This window comes from Xanthomonas sp. NCPPB 901 (assembly GCF_056725085.1).
The window spans coordinates 304,153-320,181 of sequence record NZ_CM161511.1 but is presented as its reverse complement, the minus strand read 5'-3'; the positions used below and the strand labels follow the sequence as shown (position 1 = coordinate 320,181).

Annotated in this window: 11 protein-coding genes and 1 pseudogene; 7 read left to right on the top strand and 5 right to left on the bottom strand. The window is 68.8% G+C overall.

Translation table 11 applies throughout. The annotated features are described in order from the left end of the window. Nucleotide 1 precedes the first annotated feature (1 nt). The 4 genes and pseudogenes from AC1PME_RS01315 to AC1PME_RS01300 form a co-directional block, all read left to right on the top strand. Nucleotides 2-1,624, top strand: a complete 1,623-nt coding sequence (locus AC1PME_RS01315; RefSeq protein ID WP_481097060.1) for a SulP family inorganic anion transporter — start codon at nt 2-4, stop codon at nt 1,622-1,624. 172 nt (nt 1,625-1,796) lie between these two features. Next, nucleotides 1,797-2,303 (top strand): cupin, encoded by a 507-nt coding sequence (locus tag AC1PME_RS01310; RefSeq protein ID WP_481097059.1) that lies wholly within the window; start codon nt 1,797-1,799, stop codon nt 2,301-2,303. Nucleotides 2,304-2,433: 130 nt separating this feature from the next. After that, complete coding sequence (locus AC1PME_RS01305; protein ID WP_481097058.1) at nt 2,434-3,648, top strand: putative peptide maturation dehydrogenase; 1,215 nt, start codon at nt 2,434-2,436, stop codon at nt 3,646-3,648. 21 nt (nt 3,649-3,669) lie between these two features. Continuing rightward, nucleotides 3,670-3,840 (top strand): annotated as a pseudogene (locus AC1PME_RS01300) (NHLP-related RiPP peptide); the annotation flags it as partial. Here the strand turns inward: AC1PME_RS01300 and AC1PME_RS01295 are convergent. The 4 genes from AC1PME_RS01295 to aceB all read right to left on the bottom strand — a co-directional run bounded on the left by AC1PME_RS01295 (nt 3,779) and on the right by aceB (nt 12,160). After that, nucleotides 3,779-6,376, bottom strand: a complete 2,598-nt coding sequence (locus AC1PME_RS01295) for a putative peptide modification system cyclase (RefSeq protein WP_481097057.1) — start codon at nt 6,374-6,376, stop codon at nt 3,779-3,781. The pseudogene AC1PME_RS01300 and the gene AC1PME_RS01295 overlap by 62 nt on opposite strands. 28 nt (nt 6,377-6,404) lie before the next feature. Further along, the gene (locus tag AC1PME_RS01290) at nt 6,405-7,451 is read right to left on the bottom strand and encodes a GGDEF domain-containing protein (protein WP_481097056.1); all 1,047 of its coding nucleotides are present in this window, start codon (nt 7,449-7,451) and stop codon (nt 6,405-6,407) included. Nucleotides 7,452-9,076: 1,625 nt separating this feature from the next. After that, nucleotides 9,077-10,375 carry an isocitrate lyase gene (gene aceA, locus AC1PME_RS01285; protein WP_481097055.1) on the bottom strand — a complete coding sequence of 433 codons (1,299 nt, stop codon included), beginning with the start codon at nt 10,373-10,375 and terminating at the stop codon, nt 9,077-9,079. Between the two features lie 144 nt (nt 10,376-10,519). Next, the gene (gene aceB / locus AC1PME_RS01280) at nt 10,520-12,160 is read right to left on the bottom strand and encodes a malate synthase A (RefSeq protein ID WP_481097054.1); all 1,641 of its coding nucleotides are present in this window, start codon (nt 12,158-12,160) and stop codon (nt 10,520-10,522) included. 108 nt (nt 12,161-12,268) lie between these two features. Here aceB and AC1PME_RS01275 point away from each other — a divergent pair, with 108 nt between their 5' ends. Further along, on the top strand, nt 12,269-13,237 hold the full coding sequence (locus AC1PME_RS01275; RefSeq protein ID WP_481097053.1) for a LysR family transcriptional regulator: 969 nt from the start codon (nt 12,269-12,271) through the stop codon (nt 13,235-13,237). A gap of 36 nt (nt 13,238-13,273) precedes the next feature. On the opposite strand, the gene AC1PME_RS01270 is transcribed toward AC1PME_RS01275, so the two are convergent. Then, a complete protein-coding gene (locus AC1PME_RS01270) occupies nt 13,274-14,191 on the bottom strand; it encodes a LysR family transcriptional regulator (RefSeq protein ID WP_481097052.1) in 918 nt (305 codons plus the stop codon). Nucleotides 14,192-14,283: 92 nt separating this feature from the next. Here AC1PME_RS01270 and AC1PME_RS01265 point away from each other — a divergent pair, with 92 nt between their 5' ends. Together AC1PME_RS01265 and AC1PME_RS01260 are read left to right on the top strand one after the other, a co-directional pair. Beyond that, complete coding sequence (locus tag AC1PME_RS01265) at nt 14,284-15,195, top strand: alpha/beta hydrolase (RefSeq protein WP_481097051.1); 912 nt, start codon at nt 14,284-14,286, stop codon at nt 15,193-15,195. Nucleotides 15,196-15,300: 105 nt separating this feature from the next. Beyond that, entirely contained in the window at nt 15,301-16,023 is a 723-nt protein-coding gene (locus AC1PME_RS01260; protein ID WP_307547801.1) for a helix-turn-helix domain-containing protein, read from the top strand. Nucleotides 16,024-16,029: the final 6 nt, after the last annotated feature.

Below are 16,029 nucleotides of genomic sequence, written 5' to 3'. Positions count from 1 at the left end.
CTTGAAATTCACCTCTTCCCTGCGCCAGTCCTGGTGCGGCAATCTCCGCGGCGACGTCCTCGCCGGCCTGGTCGTGGCACTGGCGCTGATTCCCGAGGCGATCGCGTTCTCGATCATCGCCGGGGTCGATCCCAAGATCGGCCTGTATGCCGCCTTCTGCATCTGCGTGACCATCGCCTTCGCCGGCGGGCGCCCCGGGATGATCTCCGCGGCCACCGGCGCGATGGCGCTGCTGATGATCGGCCTGGTCAAGCAGCACGGCCTGCCCTACCTGCTGGCGGCCACGCTGCTGACCGGCGTGCTGCAGATCCTGGCCGGGCTGTTCAAGCTCGGCGCGCTGATGCGCTTCGTCTCGCGTTCGGTGATCACCGGTTTCGTCAACGCGCTGGCGATCCTGATCTTGATGGCGCAACTGCCCGAACTGATCGGCGTGCCCGCGCCGGTGTATCCGCTGGTGGCGCTGGGCCTGCTGCTGATCTACGGCCTGCCGTGGCTGTCGCAGCGCAGCTTCCCCGGCATCGGCCTGTGGCTGCTGGTGCTGGGCGCGGCGTTGACCGCGGGCAGCATGGCGCCGTGGACGCTGCTGCCGGTGGCCGCGGGCGGCGCGGCGGCGCTGCTGCTCGGGCACCGCTGGACGCGCGGCCTGGCCGTGCCGTCGCCGCTGGTGGCGATCGTGCTGCTGACCGGGCTGGCCCTGTACTTCGGCATCCACGTGCCCACCGTCGGCGACAAGGGACAACTGCCCGATCGCCTGCCCAGCCTGGTGCTGCCGGCGGTGCCGTGGACGCTGGAGACGCTGCGGATCGTGTTCCCGGTCGCCGCGACGATGGCGGTGGTCGGCCTGCTCGAGTCGATGATGACCGCGCAGATCGTCGACGACATGACCGACACGCCCAGCGACAAGAACCGCGAATGCGTGGGCCAGGGCGTGGCCAACCTGGTCAGCGGCCTGTTCGGCGGCATGGCCGGCTGCGCGATGATCGGGCAGTCGGTGATCAACGTGAAGTCCGGCGGCCGCGGCCGCCTGTCCGCGCTGGTCGCCGGCAGCGTGCTGTTGCTGCTGGTGGTGTTCGCCGGCGCCTGGGTGCGGCAGATCCCGATGGCCGCGCTGGTGGCGGTGATGATCATGGTCTCGGTCGGCACCTTCAGCTGGCGCTCGCTGGCGCAGTTGCGCACCCACCCGGCCAGCTCCAGCGTGGTGATGCTCGGCACCGTCGCGGTGACCGTGGCCACCCACGACCTGGCACGCGGCGTGCTCACCGGTGTGTTGCTGTCGGCGCTGTTCTTCGCGCGCAAGGTCGGGCGCATGCTCGACATCGTCCGCAGCGAGGATGCCGATGGCGGCCATACCTACCGCATCCGCGGCCAACTGTTCTTCGCCTCGGCCGGCAGCTTCGCCGGCGCCTTCGACTTCGCCCATGCGCCGGCGCGCGTCACCCTGGACCTGAGTCACGCGCACGTCTGGGACATCAGCGCCATCGGCGCGCTGGACCAGGTGGTGCTGAAGTTCCGCCGCCACGGTGCACAGGTCCAGTTGGTGGGACTGAATCCGAGCAGCGCGGCAATGGTCGGGCGGCTGGGCACGCACCAGCGCGGCGACGTGGACAGCGTTCCCCTGCACTGACGGCGGACCAGGACCGTCGTGTCGCCGCGGCGACACGCCCCATCGCGCGGCCAACACGCCATTCGGCCGATCGCCGCGCGACGCCCTGTCGCACTCGCCTTCCCGCGGCGACACGGCGACGACATTGCCCGATTAGCATCGGTCTGCCGACCGCCTGCGCAGGAGACCCGCGATGCCGCTGGACCACTGGCAACTGCCGCCGCACGCCTGGGTGCCCAACCACCCGTTCCTGCCGGTGCTGCATTACCGGCAGTGCGTCGGCGCCCTGGATGCCGACGGCTTCGAACGCCGCTTCGGCGCGCATGGCTGGCCGCCGCAATGGCGCGACGGCATCTACGCCTACCACCACTACCATTCGACCGCGCACGAGGTGCTGGGCATCGCCCGCGGAACCGCCCGCGTGCTGCTCGGCGGCCCGGGCGGCATCGAGGTCGCACTCGCGGCCGGCGACGCGCTGCTGTTGCCGGCCGGTACCGGCCATTGCCGGCTGTCGGCCAGCGCCGACTTCCTGGTCGTCGGCGCCTATCCCGATGGGCAGGACTGGGACATCTGCCGGGACGCGCCCACGGCCGAAATGCTGCAACGGATCGCCAACGTGCCGTTCCCACGCAGCGATCCGCTGCTCGGGGCGGAGGGGCCGTTGCTGGAGCATTGGCTGAAAGAGAAGGCCGCGCGATAGGGCGACGAACTCCGGCATACTGCGGCGTCGCCGAGCGCGTCCCGGGGGTCGCCGTTGTGTCGCTTTCCGCAACGGCGCGCGGCGACGGCAGCGGTCCCACGAAACTTCCATTCCTACCCGATCCGCGAACATGAAAGTCCGCCGAAGGCAGCACTGCATCATCGAAATCGGGGACCTGCTGCTCCCCGACCTGTCGGCGCTGCTCAACGGATCGGTGACGCTCACGCGCAGCGTCGCCATCACGTTGCTGTGCCAGATCAGCGGCAAGCGGATTCCCCTGACGCCCGAGGCGCTGGCCCTCATGGCCGCGCTTCCGGGAGACGCCTGGACCGACGTAGGCGATCTCGAACAGCGCGCGGGCTGCAACGCTGAGTTCCTCGGCAAGATGATCGAGGACGGCATCGTCCTTTGCGATGCGCCGGACGGCGCCAGCGCCGCCTTGCTCGACGGCCAGGCCACGCTCGACGCCATCGGCTGGCATCCGCTGGCCAGCGTCTACCATCGCATGACCGCCTGGTCGGGCATCACCGGCGATGAAGGCAGCCGGGAGCACGGCAACGACGCAGAGCGCGCCCGGCTCGACAAGCACATCGCGGCGCATGGCGCGCTGCCGCCGCATTTTCCCAAGCGGCACGACGCGCTGGCGCATCTGCAATTGCCCGCGTCGCCACTGCAGGGCGACCTGGCCGACGTCCTGCAGCGCAGGCGCACCACGCGCCATTTCGACCGCACCCGGCCCCTGCCCATGGCAGCGCTGGCGCGCGTGCTGTTCGGCACCTTCGGCGCGATGGGCGTGGAGGAAATCGCGCCCGGGCACGTCGCAGTCCGCCGAACCAGCCCTTCCGGCGGAGCGCTGCACCCGATCGAGGCCTATCCCTTGATCATGGATGTGGAAGGCGTGGCGCCAGGTTTCTACCATTATGAATCCGACACGCACCGGCTTGCGAAGATAATCGACCTGAGCGCGTCCCAAGCACGCACCATGGCCTCGGATCTGACCATCGGCCAGCATTACTTCGCAGATTCCAGCGCGCTCGTCTTCCATGTCGCGCGACTGGATCGCCACCATTGGAAATACCGGCGCCACCCGAAGGCGTACAAGGCCGTGTTACTGGACTCGGGACATCTGAGCCAGACATTCTATTTACTGGCGGCAGAAAGCGGGCTCGGCGCATTCTATACCGCGGCCATCAACGACACCGATGCCGGGCGCCTGCTGGCGCTGGATCCGCTTGCCACGATGGTGATCGGCGCCAACGGCGTCGGCAACCTGGATGCCACGAAAAGTACGCTACACTTGAATCCCAGGCCGTTGCACGCAACGAATCATTCGCCTGGGCAATAACCCACCCATGAGCGCATACCAATGACCACTCTCGATAATGCACGGTCCTTAATGCAACGCCTCGCCAGCGACGACGCCTTTCGCGCCGCAGTGGAACAAGACCCCGTCGCGGCGTTCGCCGAGTATGGATTTACCCTTGACCCGAGCATTTTGCCGGGCGCGGTGAATCTCCCGAGCAAGGAAGAGATCGAAGCGAATCTGGAACTGCTGGCGAAGCAATTTGAGGGGAGCTTGGGCTGGGTGGTATTTTGTCGTTGAGCCGCTGCGGCAACCCCAGCGACTCGATCGAGGGCGGCCGTTCGGCCGCCCATTCTGCATAGACCCGACCGCGCCAGTCGACCGTCTTCAGCGCTGCCAGCGCATCGCCCACATCGCGGCCCAGCGCCGCTTCCGCCGCCAGCCGCTCGATCCTGGTCAGGGTCAGCGCCCATGGCTGGTCGAAAGGCTTCAACAGGTCCAGCGCTGCCTGTGGCTTGCCGGCCTGCAGGGCGATCCGGGCTTCGACGATGGTCGACAGATTCTTGAGCAAGGGATAGGGGGCGATGTCGATGATGGGCTGGGCCACGCTCAAGGCATGCCGGGCGATCTGCACATCGCCGTTGATGGCCGCCACGTAGCCCGCATAGAGCGCCGCGTTCGCCACCGCCGCCTGGGCCCGACCGGCACTGTTCTTCAAGCCGCTTTCCGCCTGCGCCACCAGTGTCTGCGCTTCCTGCAGCACCGCCTTCCTGTCCGCGGTGCGGCGCATGATCGCCAGCGCGGAAGTGCGTGCGCCCCAGTCGAACGGCAGGTCAGGGGCGCCGACCGCGGCCCTGAGCGCGGCAGCCTGGCGTGCGGCCGCGTCCCACTCGCCCTGATCGGCCAGGACATTGAGGTACGCCGCGGCCCGTTCGTTGGCCGCGAACGGCGGCTCTCCGGACACCGGATGCAACATGGCGACGGCGTCCTTGAACTTGAACTCGGCGGCCTCGACCAATGCGAACTGGACCGAGTTCTTGCGGAACCCCAAGGCCTCGGCCTGCCGATAGTCGCGCTCGGCCTCGGCCACCCGGCCCAGCGCCGAACCGGCGATGGCGCGGAAGTTGATCGCGACCGGACGGGTCACCGCCTGCGGCGCCGCAGCGCGATCGGCGTACTCGAACATTTCCCTGAACCGATTGCCGTCGCGCATGCTCGTCGCCGCATTGAACGCGGCGACGTGATAGTCCGGGTACAGCTGCGACAACGCGACCCATTTTTCCGGATAGTCCTTCTGCCATCCGAAGAACGCCACCTGCGCCAAGGCGTACAGACGTTCGCGATCGGTCAGCCTGCCGACGTCGGCGATCGCCTTGCTCATCTGTTGCTGCGCGGCGCGCACGTCGGTCTTGCTGTAGGCCACGCGCGCCAGGCCGATCTTGGCCATGGCGAAATCCGGGTCGATGTCCAGCGCCTGCCGGAACTGCAGTTCCGCCGCCTGCAGATCCTGTTCGGCGTAGGCCTTCTGCCCCAGCGAGAACGCGCGCAACGCATCCAGGTTGTCGGTGGTGACGCGCTCCAGCGGCGCCGAACTCTTCTCGATCGAGGCCACGCTCTCGCCGAAGGCCTTGCGCAGCGCGTCGCTGGCCTCGCCCAGCGCCGCGACCGCCGAGCCGGAGCCGCGCGCGGTCGCCGATTCGGTGACCACCGTGGCTTCGGTGTTCGGATCGACCACTTCGATACTGATGCGGATCTTGCCATCGGCATCGGACACCGTCGGCAGCAGCAGCGCGCGCGCCCCCGTGCGCTGCGCGACTTCGGCACCGAGCTTGCGGTCCACCGGGACGTTGGCGTCGCGGCCCATCATCTTCAACGCCTCGCGCACCCGCGCATCGGCCAGCACGTTGACGTAGCGCGACTGCTCCAGAGCGACCCGCAACGCCGCATCGATGGTGTCGTCGTACACGGTGTCGCCGGTCAGATTGTGCAGGTCCCCCACCACCACCCAGTCGCGCTCGGCGAAGGCGATGGCCGGCTGCGGGCGGGTGACGAACCAGATGCCGACTGCGCAGGCGGCGATCAGCGCGACCTCGGCGGCCAGCGCCGCCGGCCGGCGCCATAGCGGGATGTCGCGCCAGGCCTTGGGCGTGGGCCTGGGCGCGCGCAGCGGGGTGTGGCCGATCTCGCCGACTTCGTAGATCTCCAGCGGGGTCGGCACGCCCTTGAAGCGCCAGCGGCCGTGCGATTTCCACAGCAGGCGTTCGCCGCGCTCGCCCAGTTCGCGCGCGGCGCGGTGGGTCAGCGACTCGGCCACCGCCGAAAGCAGGATCTGCCCGGGCCGGGCCAGGGTCATCAGCCGTGCCGCGGTGGGCTTGGCCAGGCCTTCCACTTCCAGCGGCTTGGCGCCCACCCGCACCGCCGCGTCGCTGTTGCGCCAGGTCAGCACTTCGCCCACGTGCAGGCCGGCGCGCACTTTCAGGTCGAGCTTGCGCTGCGCGCCCAGGTCGCGCAGGCCGCGGCCGTAGTCCAGGGCGAAGCCGAGGCCGTCGATCGGCCGTTCGAACAGCAGCAACAGGCCGTCGGAGCGGTCGATCAGGCGCCCGCGCCAGCGCTGCTGCAGCTCCAGCACCAGCGCGTCGTGCAGCTTGAACAGCTCGGCGGCGTTGGCGTCGCCGAGCTTTTCCACCAGCGCCACCGAGTCGCACAGGTCGGTCAACAGCAGCGTGCGGAGCTGCGGGACCTCGGGCGGGGCGGGCGGGGCGTCGGTCATGGCGGCGGCTTGGCGGGGACGCGCTGGCTCAGCAGGAAACGGAGGCGAGGTCGTGCCAGTACAGGCGGTTGCCGCCCAGGCGCTTGGCCTCGTACAGCGCCGCATCGGCGTTGGCGTACCAGTCGTTCCAGTCCGACTGCGGATCGACCCGGCTGATGCCGATGCTGACCGGGCAGATGTGCGGCGCCGGATGCGGCACGCCCAGCAGGTTCTGCACGGTGGCGAGCACGAACTCGCCGATGCGGCGCAGGTCCTCGACGGTGCCGGCGGCGACCAGCAGGCAGAACTCGTCGCCGCCCAGGCGGCAGGCGGTGTCGTCCGGCCCGGCCACCGAGCGCAGGATGTTGGCGACGTTCTGCAGCACGCGGTCGCCGGCCAGGTGGCCGTGGGCGTCGTTGATGTGCTTGAAGCGGTCGCAGTCGATCAGCAGCAGGCCCGGTCCGGGCGAGCGGCCGTCGCGGCTGCATTCCTGCAGGCGCAGGATCAGCCCGCGGCGGTTGTGCAGGCCGGTGAGTTCGTCGGTGCGCACCAGCTCTTCGGTCTGGCTGAGCTGGTGGGTGGTGGTGTAGAGGTTGTCCAGCGCCGCTTCCAGGTCGCGGTTGCGACGGCGCAGCTGGCGGATCAGGGCCTGCTCGCTCATCACCACGCGCATGATGGTGCGACGGAGGAAGTAGGCGACCACGCCGGGGTCGCGCTCGACCAGGCGCTGGAAGTCGTCGTGGTCCAGTTCCACCAGGGCGCCGTCGCTGGCGGCGATGGCGTCGGCGCTGCGCATGTGGTTGCCGATCAGCAGGCCCAGTTCGCCGAAGAATTCGCCATGACCGAGATGCTTCACCAGCAGATCCTCGCCGAAATCCAGGTCGATCACGCCGCTGGTGATCACGAACATGGCGCTGCCGCCGTCGCCGCGACGGAACAACACGTCGCCGGCGCGCACCGCGCGGGCGCTGCCGAACTCGGAAAACAAGCGCAGTTCCGCGGCGGTCAGCACCGCCAGCTCATTCGGCTTCGGAGCGACCGCAGCAGCGTTGGAAATTGTGCCGCGTGCGGTGGATGCGGCGCTGTCGCAGCTCATCCGGCCCCCTAGTGTGACGTCGCTGGCCCTGTGCCCGGAGCATATCACCTACACGCGGCGCTCACGATACGTTTCACAGCCAATCTCGCCTCACAGGGAGACGCCGAGGCAAGCTGTCGCATGCGGTAGACACCGCCCGCCATCGGCGCCAGCGCGCGCGCAAAAAAAGCCCGGGCGAGCCCGGGCTTCCCACCTCCTGCCAGGGAGGGGCGATCGGTGCCTGGCTGCAGGTCAGGCCGCTTTCTCGCCATGGAACTGTTCTTCCTATCAAGGCTGGCCCCTTTGGAGGGTGAACCCTTGGCTTGTGCTGAGCCACTTATGGGATCAGCAAGACAGCGCGACCTGCCTATGACGGCTTGCCACGCTTGTTATGCTTGTAAAAGACATGGAGATTGCGATGACTTCTTCGGACAAGGATCGCACCCACACTGATCGGGACGCGTTCCCAAATGCCAGAAATCCGAATGGGCCAGGACTACCCATGCCTGAAGATGAAATTCTTTTCCAAGCAGATGCATGGAAAGAAAATGGGCGCGTCATTGGCGCCACTTTCAAAGTGGCAGGTCGACACCGCCACCTTCAATGGAAAGGTCAAGACCGGTCATGCTAGGTCACTGTCGCGCAAGGAAACGCGTTTGGGACAGCCTCTACAAACGGCACATCAACGAATGGCAGCGTGGGCTTCAGGACCACACAAGACCATTTTGAGTTCAGTGCATCGTTTACGCCTGGTGGCGAACTCAACGGTTCGGGCAAGGTCACTGTCGGTGCCGTTTCTTACGATTTTTCAAAAAGTTAGATTGGTACGACATTCAGCTTCGATAGTGGCACCAGTGCCTCAATTGGTAGAGGTTTCGATGGGTCGTGGAGCGCGAATTGGTCTTCACCCACAATAGGCGGAGTTCAAACTTCATTGGGTTTTTGGCTCAACTGGAGGTAGCCGGTCTATTAACACCAACTTCACACTTAAAAGTAATTGATATGCCATGGTGAAGCGCCTCCAGCGTTGGTTGATTAGGGGCGTTCACTCATTGCCACTGTGCTTAGAAATGCTAAATCCATCCCGCATTCTCCGCGTGTTATCAGCTACCGTTCTTATGGTGACACTTATTGGTTGCACGTCGATTCAGGGTGGCTTAGATCGCTTCGATGATTGGCTGGGCGAGCGAGGCACGCATGATGGACGGTATGTGGCCACCTGCTACGAGCCTGGCAACACGTTTGACGATACGACCGCTCCGCCGTGTGAACGCAGTATTAGACGGCATTGCCCGAATGGGTTCGACATATTGAGCGTAGGGGCCATGGAAAATCCTAACCCTCGCAGCTTCACCGAGAAGTACAAGGTTACGGCTGTCGCTCAGTGCAAGTGAAGTGCATCTGAATCACGCGCATTATCGCCGCTTGAATGACCGCCGAGCCATCATGGTTGGGAGGCTGTGCCTCGCCATTCGCAGGTTCTCGATGTGTCGAGATGCCCGCTGGCAGCGTCTGCCAGCGGCTGGCGTGCTGCACCAGCAGGCGTAGCAAAAAGGGGGCTGAAGCCCCCAACGTCAAAAAAAGCCCGGGCGAACCCGGGCTTCCCACCTCCTGCCAGGGAGGGGCGATCGGTGCCTGGCTGCAGGTCAGGCCGCTTTCTCGCCATGGAACTGTTCTTCCTCGGTCGACCCGGTCAGCGCGGTGGTCGAGGACTGACCCTGCTGGATCGCCTGGGTCACCGCGTCGAAGTAGCCGGTGCCGACCTCGCGCTGGTGCTTGACCGCGGTGAAGCCGCGGTCGGCGGCGGCGAACTCGGCCTCCTGCAGTTCGACGAAGGCGCTCATCTGCCGGCGCGCATAGCCGTGCGCCAGGTTGAACATCGAGTAGTTCAGCGCGTGGAAGCCGGCCAGGGTGATGAACTGGAACTTGTAGCCGTAGCTGGCGATCTCGCGCTGGAACCTGGCGATGGTGGCGTCGTCCAGGTTCTTCTTCCAGTTGAAGCTGGGCGAGCAGTTGTAGGCCAGCAGCTTGCCGGGGAACTTGGCGTGGATGGCCTCGGCGAACTTGCGCGCGAACTCCAGGTCCGGCTTGCCGGTCTCGCACCAGATCAGGTCGGCGTAGGGCGCGTAGGCCAGGCCGCGGCTGATCGCCTGGTCCAGGCCCTTGCGGGTGCGGAAGAAACCCTCGACGGTGCGCTCGCCGGTGGTGAACGGGCGATCGTTGGGGTCGATGTCGCTGGTCACCAGGTCGGCGGCCTCGGCATCGGTGCGCGCCACCAGCAGGGTCGGCACGCCCATCACGTCGGCGGCCAGGCGCGCGGCGTTCAACTTCTCGATCGCCTCGCGGGTCGGCACCAGCACCTTGCCGCCCATGTGCCCGCACTTCTTCACCGCGGCCAGCTGGTCCTCGAAGTGCACGCCGGCCGCGCCGGCCTCGATCATCGCCTTCATCAGCTCGAAGGCGTTGAGCACGCCGCCGAAGCCGGCCTCGGCGTCGGCCACGATCGGCTGCAGGAAGTCGATCTCGTCCTTGCCTTCGGCGTGGTGCAACTGGTCGGCGCGCAGCAGGGTGTTGTTGATGCGCTTGACCACCGCCGGCACCGAGTCGGCCGGGTACAGCGACTGGTCCGGATACATCTGCCCGGCGAGGTTGGCGTCGGCGGCCACCTGCCAGCCGGACAGGTAGATGGCGTTGAGTCCGGCCTTGACCTGCTGCATCGCCTGGTTGCCGGTCAGCGCGCCCAGCGCGTTGACGAAGTCCTTCTCGTGCAGGTACTTCCACAGCTTCTCGGCGCCGAGCCGGGCCAGCGAATGCTCCACGTGCACCGTGCCGCGCAGGCGCACCACGTCGGCGGCGGTGTAGTTGCGGGTGATCCCGGCCCAGCGCGGATCGGTGTCCCAGTCGCGCTGGATCTGTTCGGCGGTCTGCAGCGTGGTGGTGCTCATCTGGCGTTCTCCTCGAAAATGGATGCAGCGATGAAACGGTGGGGCAGTGGTCGGATTTAAGGCTTGGCCGGCACGGCAGGGATCCGATGCAGGGACACCGCTTTCACGATTCCCCATTCCCGACTCCCCACTCCCGGCCTCCCATCAATCGATCAACTGATAGGCCGGCAAGGTCAGGAAATCGGCCAACTCTTCGTCGCGGGTCAGGCGGTCGAGCAAGGCGATGGCCTCGTCCACCCGCGCCCCGCCCGGCAGCAGCGCGCGCTCGCCCAGGCGCGCCGGCAACTGCCGCAGGCAGGCCTCGAACAGGGCGAAGTCGATGGCGGTGCCGTCGTCCAGGTGCAGGCCGCCCACGTGCAGCCACTGCCACAGCTGGCTGCGGCTGATCTCGGCGGTGGCGGCGTCCTCCATCAGGTGGTGGATCGGCACGCAGCCGTTGCCGTCCAGCCACGCCGCCAGGTAGCGCACGCACACTTCGATGTTGCCCTCGAAGCCGGCGCGGGTGATGGTGCCGGCGGACGGGGCGATCAGCGTGTCGCGGTCGGCCTGCACGTCCTCGCGGCGCACCGCGTGCTGGTTCGGCGTGCGCATGTGCTCGTCGAACACCGCGCGGGCGATCGGGATCAGCGCCGGGTGCGCCACCCAGGTGCCGTCGTGGCCGGCGGTGACTTCGCGCAGCTTGTCCGCGCGCACCCGCGCCATCGCCTGCTCGTTGGCCGCCTCGTCGTGGCCGATCGGGATCTGCGCGGCCATGCCGCCCATCGCGTGCGCGCCGCGGCGGTGGCAGGTGCGGATCAGCAGTTCCGAATAGGCCTTCAGGAACGGCTGGGTCATGGTCACCTGGCCGCGCTCGGGCAGCACCCGGTCCGGATGCCGGCGGAAGGTCTTCAGGTAGGAAAAGATGTAGTCCCAGCGGCCGCAGTTCAGGCCGACGATGCGCCCGCGCAGCGCGTGCAGGATCTCGTCCATCTCGAACACCGCCGGCAGCGTCTCGATCAGCACGGTGACCTTGATCTGGCCCTGCGGCAGGCCGAGCATGTCCTCGATGTGGGCCAGCGCGGTCTCCCACAGCGCGGCCTCTTCCATCGACTGCAGCTTGGGCAGGTACAGGTACGGGCCGCGGTCCTTGGCCTGCAGCGCGCGGCCGTTGTGGAAGGCGAACAGCGCCGCGTCGAACAGGCCGGCGGCCAGCGGCTGGCCGTCGACCAGCAGGTGCTTCTCGTCCAGGTGCCAGCCGCGCGGGCGCACGATCAGCACCGCCTGTTCCTCGTAGGGACGCAGCGCATAGCGCTTGCCCGGGCTGCCGTCGCGCGCCGCCGGTGCGGTGAAGGTCAGGGTCCCGGCGACCGCCTCGGCCAGCGCGCGCTGGCCGGCGACCAGGTTGCGCCAGGTCGGCGCGGTCGAATCCTCGAAGTCGGCCATGTACACCTTGGCGCCGGAGTTCAGCGCGTTGATGACCATCTTCGGGTCGGTCGGGCCGGTGATCTCGACGCGGCGGTCCTGCAGCGCCGCCGGTAGCGGCGCCACCTGCCAGTCGCCGTCGCGGATCGCGCGGGTGTCGGCGCGGAAATCCGGCAGGCCGCCGGCGTCGAAGAACGCCTGGCGCTCGCGCCGCGCCGCCAGCCGCGCCTGACGCTCCGGCTCGATCGCCCGGTGCAGCGACACCAGCAGGGCCAGCAGCGGCGGCGGCAGCAGGGCGTCCTGGCCGGCCAGCGAGGTGGTCAGGGCGATGCCCGGCGTTGAACGCGTGGGGTCTGAGGCGACAGCGAAAGCAGGGGCGGACATGTGGGGATTCCTCGATGTTTCCGGGGCTCCACCGTGCTGCCAGCGCATGTATTTGACAAAGCAGTTTTGTCAATGCTTTATATAAGTCAGTCTTATATTCATCACGCCATGGCCACCGGTAGCGGCGCAACCCCGCGATTTCCTTACAAATCCGACCGGCTCAAGCCGCTGCGCGCGTTCTGCCAGACGGTGCGATTGGGCGCGGTATCGCGGGCCGCGGAGGCCTTGTTCGTCAGCCAGCCGGCGGTGACCCTGCAGTTGCAGGCGCTGGAACGGGAGCTGGGCGTGGTGCTGTTCGAACGCAGCGGCCGCCGCCTGGTGCCCAGCCGCGAGGGCCAGTTGCTGTACGAGATGGCGCAGCCGCTGGTGGAGAGCCTGGACCGGCTGGAAGCGGACTTCCGCGAGAAGGCGCGCGGGCTGGACGCCGGCGAACTGAACGTCGCCGCCAACAGCTCCACCATCCTGTACCTGCTGCCGAAGATCGTGGAGGCCTTCCGCGCCCGCCACCCGCAGGTGCGGCTGACCCTGCACAACGCGATCAGCGCCGACGGCACCGACCTGCTGCGCGAGGACGCGGTGGACCTGGCGGTCGGCTCGATGCTCGACGTGCCGGCCGACCTCAGCTACGCCCCGGTGTACCGCTTCGACCAGTTGCTGATCACCCCGCGCGACCACCCGCTGGCGCGCAAGCCGACGCTGACCCTGGAAGACCTGTCGCCGTACCCGCTGATCCTGCCGCCGCGGCGCCAGGTCACCTATCGCCTGGTCGACCTGGTGTTCCAGCAGGCGCGGGTGCCCTACACCGTGGCGCTGGAGGTCGGCGGCTGGGAGGTGATCAAGCAGTACGTGGCGATGGGCATGGGCGTGTCCATCGTCAGTTCGATCTGCCTCACCGACGCCGACCGCGCGCGCCTGGCCACCCGCGCCCTGGGCGATTACTTTCCCGCGCGCAGCTACGGCGTGGTGGTGCGCAAGGGCAAGTACCTGTCGCCGCAGGCACGCGCCTTCATCGAACTGATCCGGCCGGACCTGTTCACCCCGCGCGGCTACGACGAGAGCGGGCCGTCGGAGCGCTGAGCGCAGCGCCACGCGCCTCCCGGCCGCGCGCGCGGCTCAGCCCGGGCGATCCCAGTGCGGCGGCTGCCCGATCGCCTGGCGCAGCACCTGCGCCAGCCGCGCCACCCGCGCCGGCAACGGCGTCTGGCTCGGCACCAGCCACAACCACTGCTGCGGCCCCGACGGCAACGCCGCCTCGTGGAACAGCGCGCGCAGGCGATGCCGGCGCAGGTCCTCGCCGACCAGCCAGGTCGGCAGGCAGGCCACGCCCAGCCCATCCAGCGCGGCCAGGCGCAGGGTCTCCAGATCGTCGCAGCGCAGCCGCCGCGGCGGCAGCGCCACGTCCGCGCCGAGCACATGCCGCCAGCTGATGACCGTGTCGTCGTGGCGCTTGTCCAGCAACGCGTGCGTGGCCAGCGCCGGCAAGCGCTCGACCGGCCCGGCGCCATGCAGGTAGGCGGGACTGGCGCAGACCACCCGCCGCAACGGCGCCAGCCGTAGCGCGCCGGCCGGCGCCGGATCCGGACCGAGCCGGATCACCGCATCCAGGCGCCGGCGCAGCGGGATGTCGAACCGCTCCACCAGATCCAGATCGATGTGCAGCTGCGGGTGCCGCCGCGACAGGTCCGCCAGCAACGGCATCAGCTGCGTCCGGCCGAACGACGGCAGGCAGCTCAACCGCAGCGTCCCCGCGACCTCTCCTTGCAGCTGCGCCAATTCCGCGCGGGTCTCGGCCAGCCCGCCGAGCAGTTGCGCGGCACGCCCCTGCAGGACGCGCCCGGCGTCGGTGAGGATCAGGCTGCGGGTGGACCGGATCAGCAACTGCGCGCCCAACGCCTGTTCCAGCGCATCCAGCCCGCGGCTGAGCGAGGACACGGCCACGCCGCGATGACGGGCCGCGGCGGACAGGCTGCCGGCCTCGACCACGTCCAGAAACAGCTGCAGTTGGCCGAACAAGCGCTGGAAATCGTCCATCGTTGCAGTTTACGCAAAGCCGGATTGCACCGTTGCGCGCGCATCGTGGGCGCCCCGCCGCCGCTGCGCGGCCGCTTCCCGAGGAGTTCCCCATGCAGTCCGTTACCCGAGACGACATCGCGTTCGCCGCCGATGGCACCACCCTGCGCGGCTGGCTGTATCGCCCGGCCGTGGCCAGCCCGGCGCCGATCGTGGTGATGGCGCACGGCTGGTCGCTGGTCAAGGAGGCGTACCTGGACCGCTATGCCGAGGTGTTCGCCGCCGCCGGCCTGGCCGTGCTGGTGTACGACCACCGCGGCTTCGGCGACAGCGACGGCACGCCGCGGCAGGAGATCGACCCCTGGCGCCAGATCGAGGACTGCCGCCACGCGATCACCTTCGCCGGCAGCCTGGACGGCATCGACCCCACGCGCATCGGCGTATGGGGCACCAGCTACAGCGGCGCGCATGCCATGCAGGTGGCCGCCACCGATCGGCGCGTCAAGGCCGTGGTCGCGCAGGTGCCGGGCCTGGCCGGCTACCGCAACGGGCTGCGCCGCGGCAGCTACGAACGTGCCGAGGCGCTGCAGGCCGCATTCGCCGCCGACCGCCTGGCGGTACTGCGCGGCGGCGAACCCGCGCGCAAGGCGGTGGTCGGCACCGCCGACGCGCTCTTTCCCAGCGACGACGCCCGCGCGTTCTTCGAGGGCGCCGGCGCGATCGCACCGAACTGGCGCAACTGGACCACGCTGCGCTCGGCCGAGTGGAGCCGCGGCTACGAGCCGGCGAGCTTCGCCGCGGCGATCAGCCCGACGCCACTGCTGATGATCGTGGCCGACCGCGACTACATCTCCGGCACCGATTTCCAGTTGCAGGCCTATGCGCAGGCACTGGAACCGAAGCGGCTGCTGATGCTGCGCGGCGGCCACTTCGTGCCGTACGTCGAGCAGTTCGAGGCCTCCAGCGGCGCCGCACGCGACTGGTTCGTCGCACACCTGGCGCCGACGCCACGCGTCGGGACCTGATCCGCCTGCGCGGCGGCGGTGCTGGCGCTGGCGCGGCGCGACGGCGCCCGGGCGGCGACGCCGCCTGCTACCGTGGCGGCTGATCCCGCCGCAGGCCAGCGCCGCATGTCCCTGCCCTCCCGCTATGCCGAATGCGATGCGCCAGCGGCCCTGCGCGACCGGGTGCGCTGCAGTTGGCGCTTCCGCCAGGGCGAGGCGGATACCGCGCCCACGCAGGTGCTGCCCGACGGCTGCGTCGACCTGATCTGGGACGGCCGCGCGCTGTTCGTGGCCGGGCCGGATCGCCGCGCCACCGACGCCATGGTGGCGCCGGGCAGCGTGCTCACCGCGGTGCGGCTGGCGGCGGGGGCCGGGCCCAGCCTGCTCGGCGTGCCGCTGCATGCCATCGCCGACCAACGCGTGCCACTGGACGCGCTGTGGGGCAGACACGGCCGCGACTGGCAGGCGCGGCTGGAGGACGGCGCCGAGCCGCTGGCGGTGCTGCACGCGCTGTGCGCCAGCCGCCCGCTGCACAGCGACCGCGGCATGGCCTGGCTGTTCGCGCAGCTCGCCGATGCGACGCCGCCGCGGCTGGCCGCGCTGACCCGCACGCTGGGCGTCAGCGAACGCACGCTGCGCCGCCGCAGCCACGACGCGTTCGGCTACGGCGCCAAGACCCTGGAGCGCATCCTGCGCCTGCAGCGCTTCCTGGGCCTGGTGCGGCAGCATCCCAGCCTGACCGCGGCGGCCCTGGAGGCCGGCTACGGCGACGCCCCGCACCTGGTGCGCGACAGCCGGCAGCTGACCGGCCTGAGCCCGCGCGAACTGGTGCAGCGGCACGCGCGCTGACGGGTT

Coding starts and splice junctions, on each gene's coding strand:
- AC1PME_RS01275 (WP_481097053.1), top strand. CDS start 12,269: ATGGCCACCGGTAGCGGCGCAACCCCGCGATTTCCTTACAAATCCGAC.
- AC1PME_RS01295 (WP_481097057.1), bottom strand. CDS start 6,376: ATGACCGACGCCCCGCCCGCCCCGCCCGAGGTCCCGCAGCTCCGCACG.
- aceB (WP_481097054.1), bottom strand. CDS start 12,160: ATGTCCGCCCCTGCTTTCGCTGTCGCCTCAGACCCCACGCGTTCAACG.
- AC1PME_RS01270 (WP_481097052.1), bottom strand. CDS start 14,191: ATGGACGATTTCCAGCGCTTGTTCGGCCAACTGCAGCTGTTTCTGGAC.
- AC1PME_RS01290 (WP_481097056.1), bottom strand. CDS start 7,451: ATGAGCTGCGACAGCGCCGCATCCACCGCACGCGGCACAATTTCCAAC.
- AC1PME_RS01260 (WP_307547801.1), top strand. CDS start 15,301: ATGTCCCTGCCCTCCCGCTATGCCGAATGCGATGCGCCAGCGGCCCTG.
- AC1PME_RS01265 (WP_481097051.1), top strand. CDS start 14,284: ATGCAGTCCGTTACCCGAGACGACATCGCGTTCGCCGCCGATGGCACC.
- AC1PME_RS01310 (WP_481097059.1), top strand. CDS start 1,797: ATGCCGCTGGACCACTGGCAACTGCCGCCGCACGCCTGGGTGCCCAAC.
- AC1PME_RS01305 (WP_481097058.1), top strand. CDS start 2,434: ATGAAAGTCCGCCGAAGGCAGCACTGCATCATCGAAATCGGGGACCTG.
- aceA (WP_481097055.1), bottom strand. CDS start 10,375: ATGAGCACCACCACGCTGCAGACCGCCGAACAGATCCAGCGCGACTGG.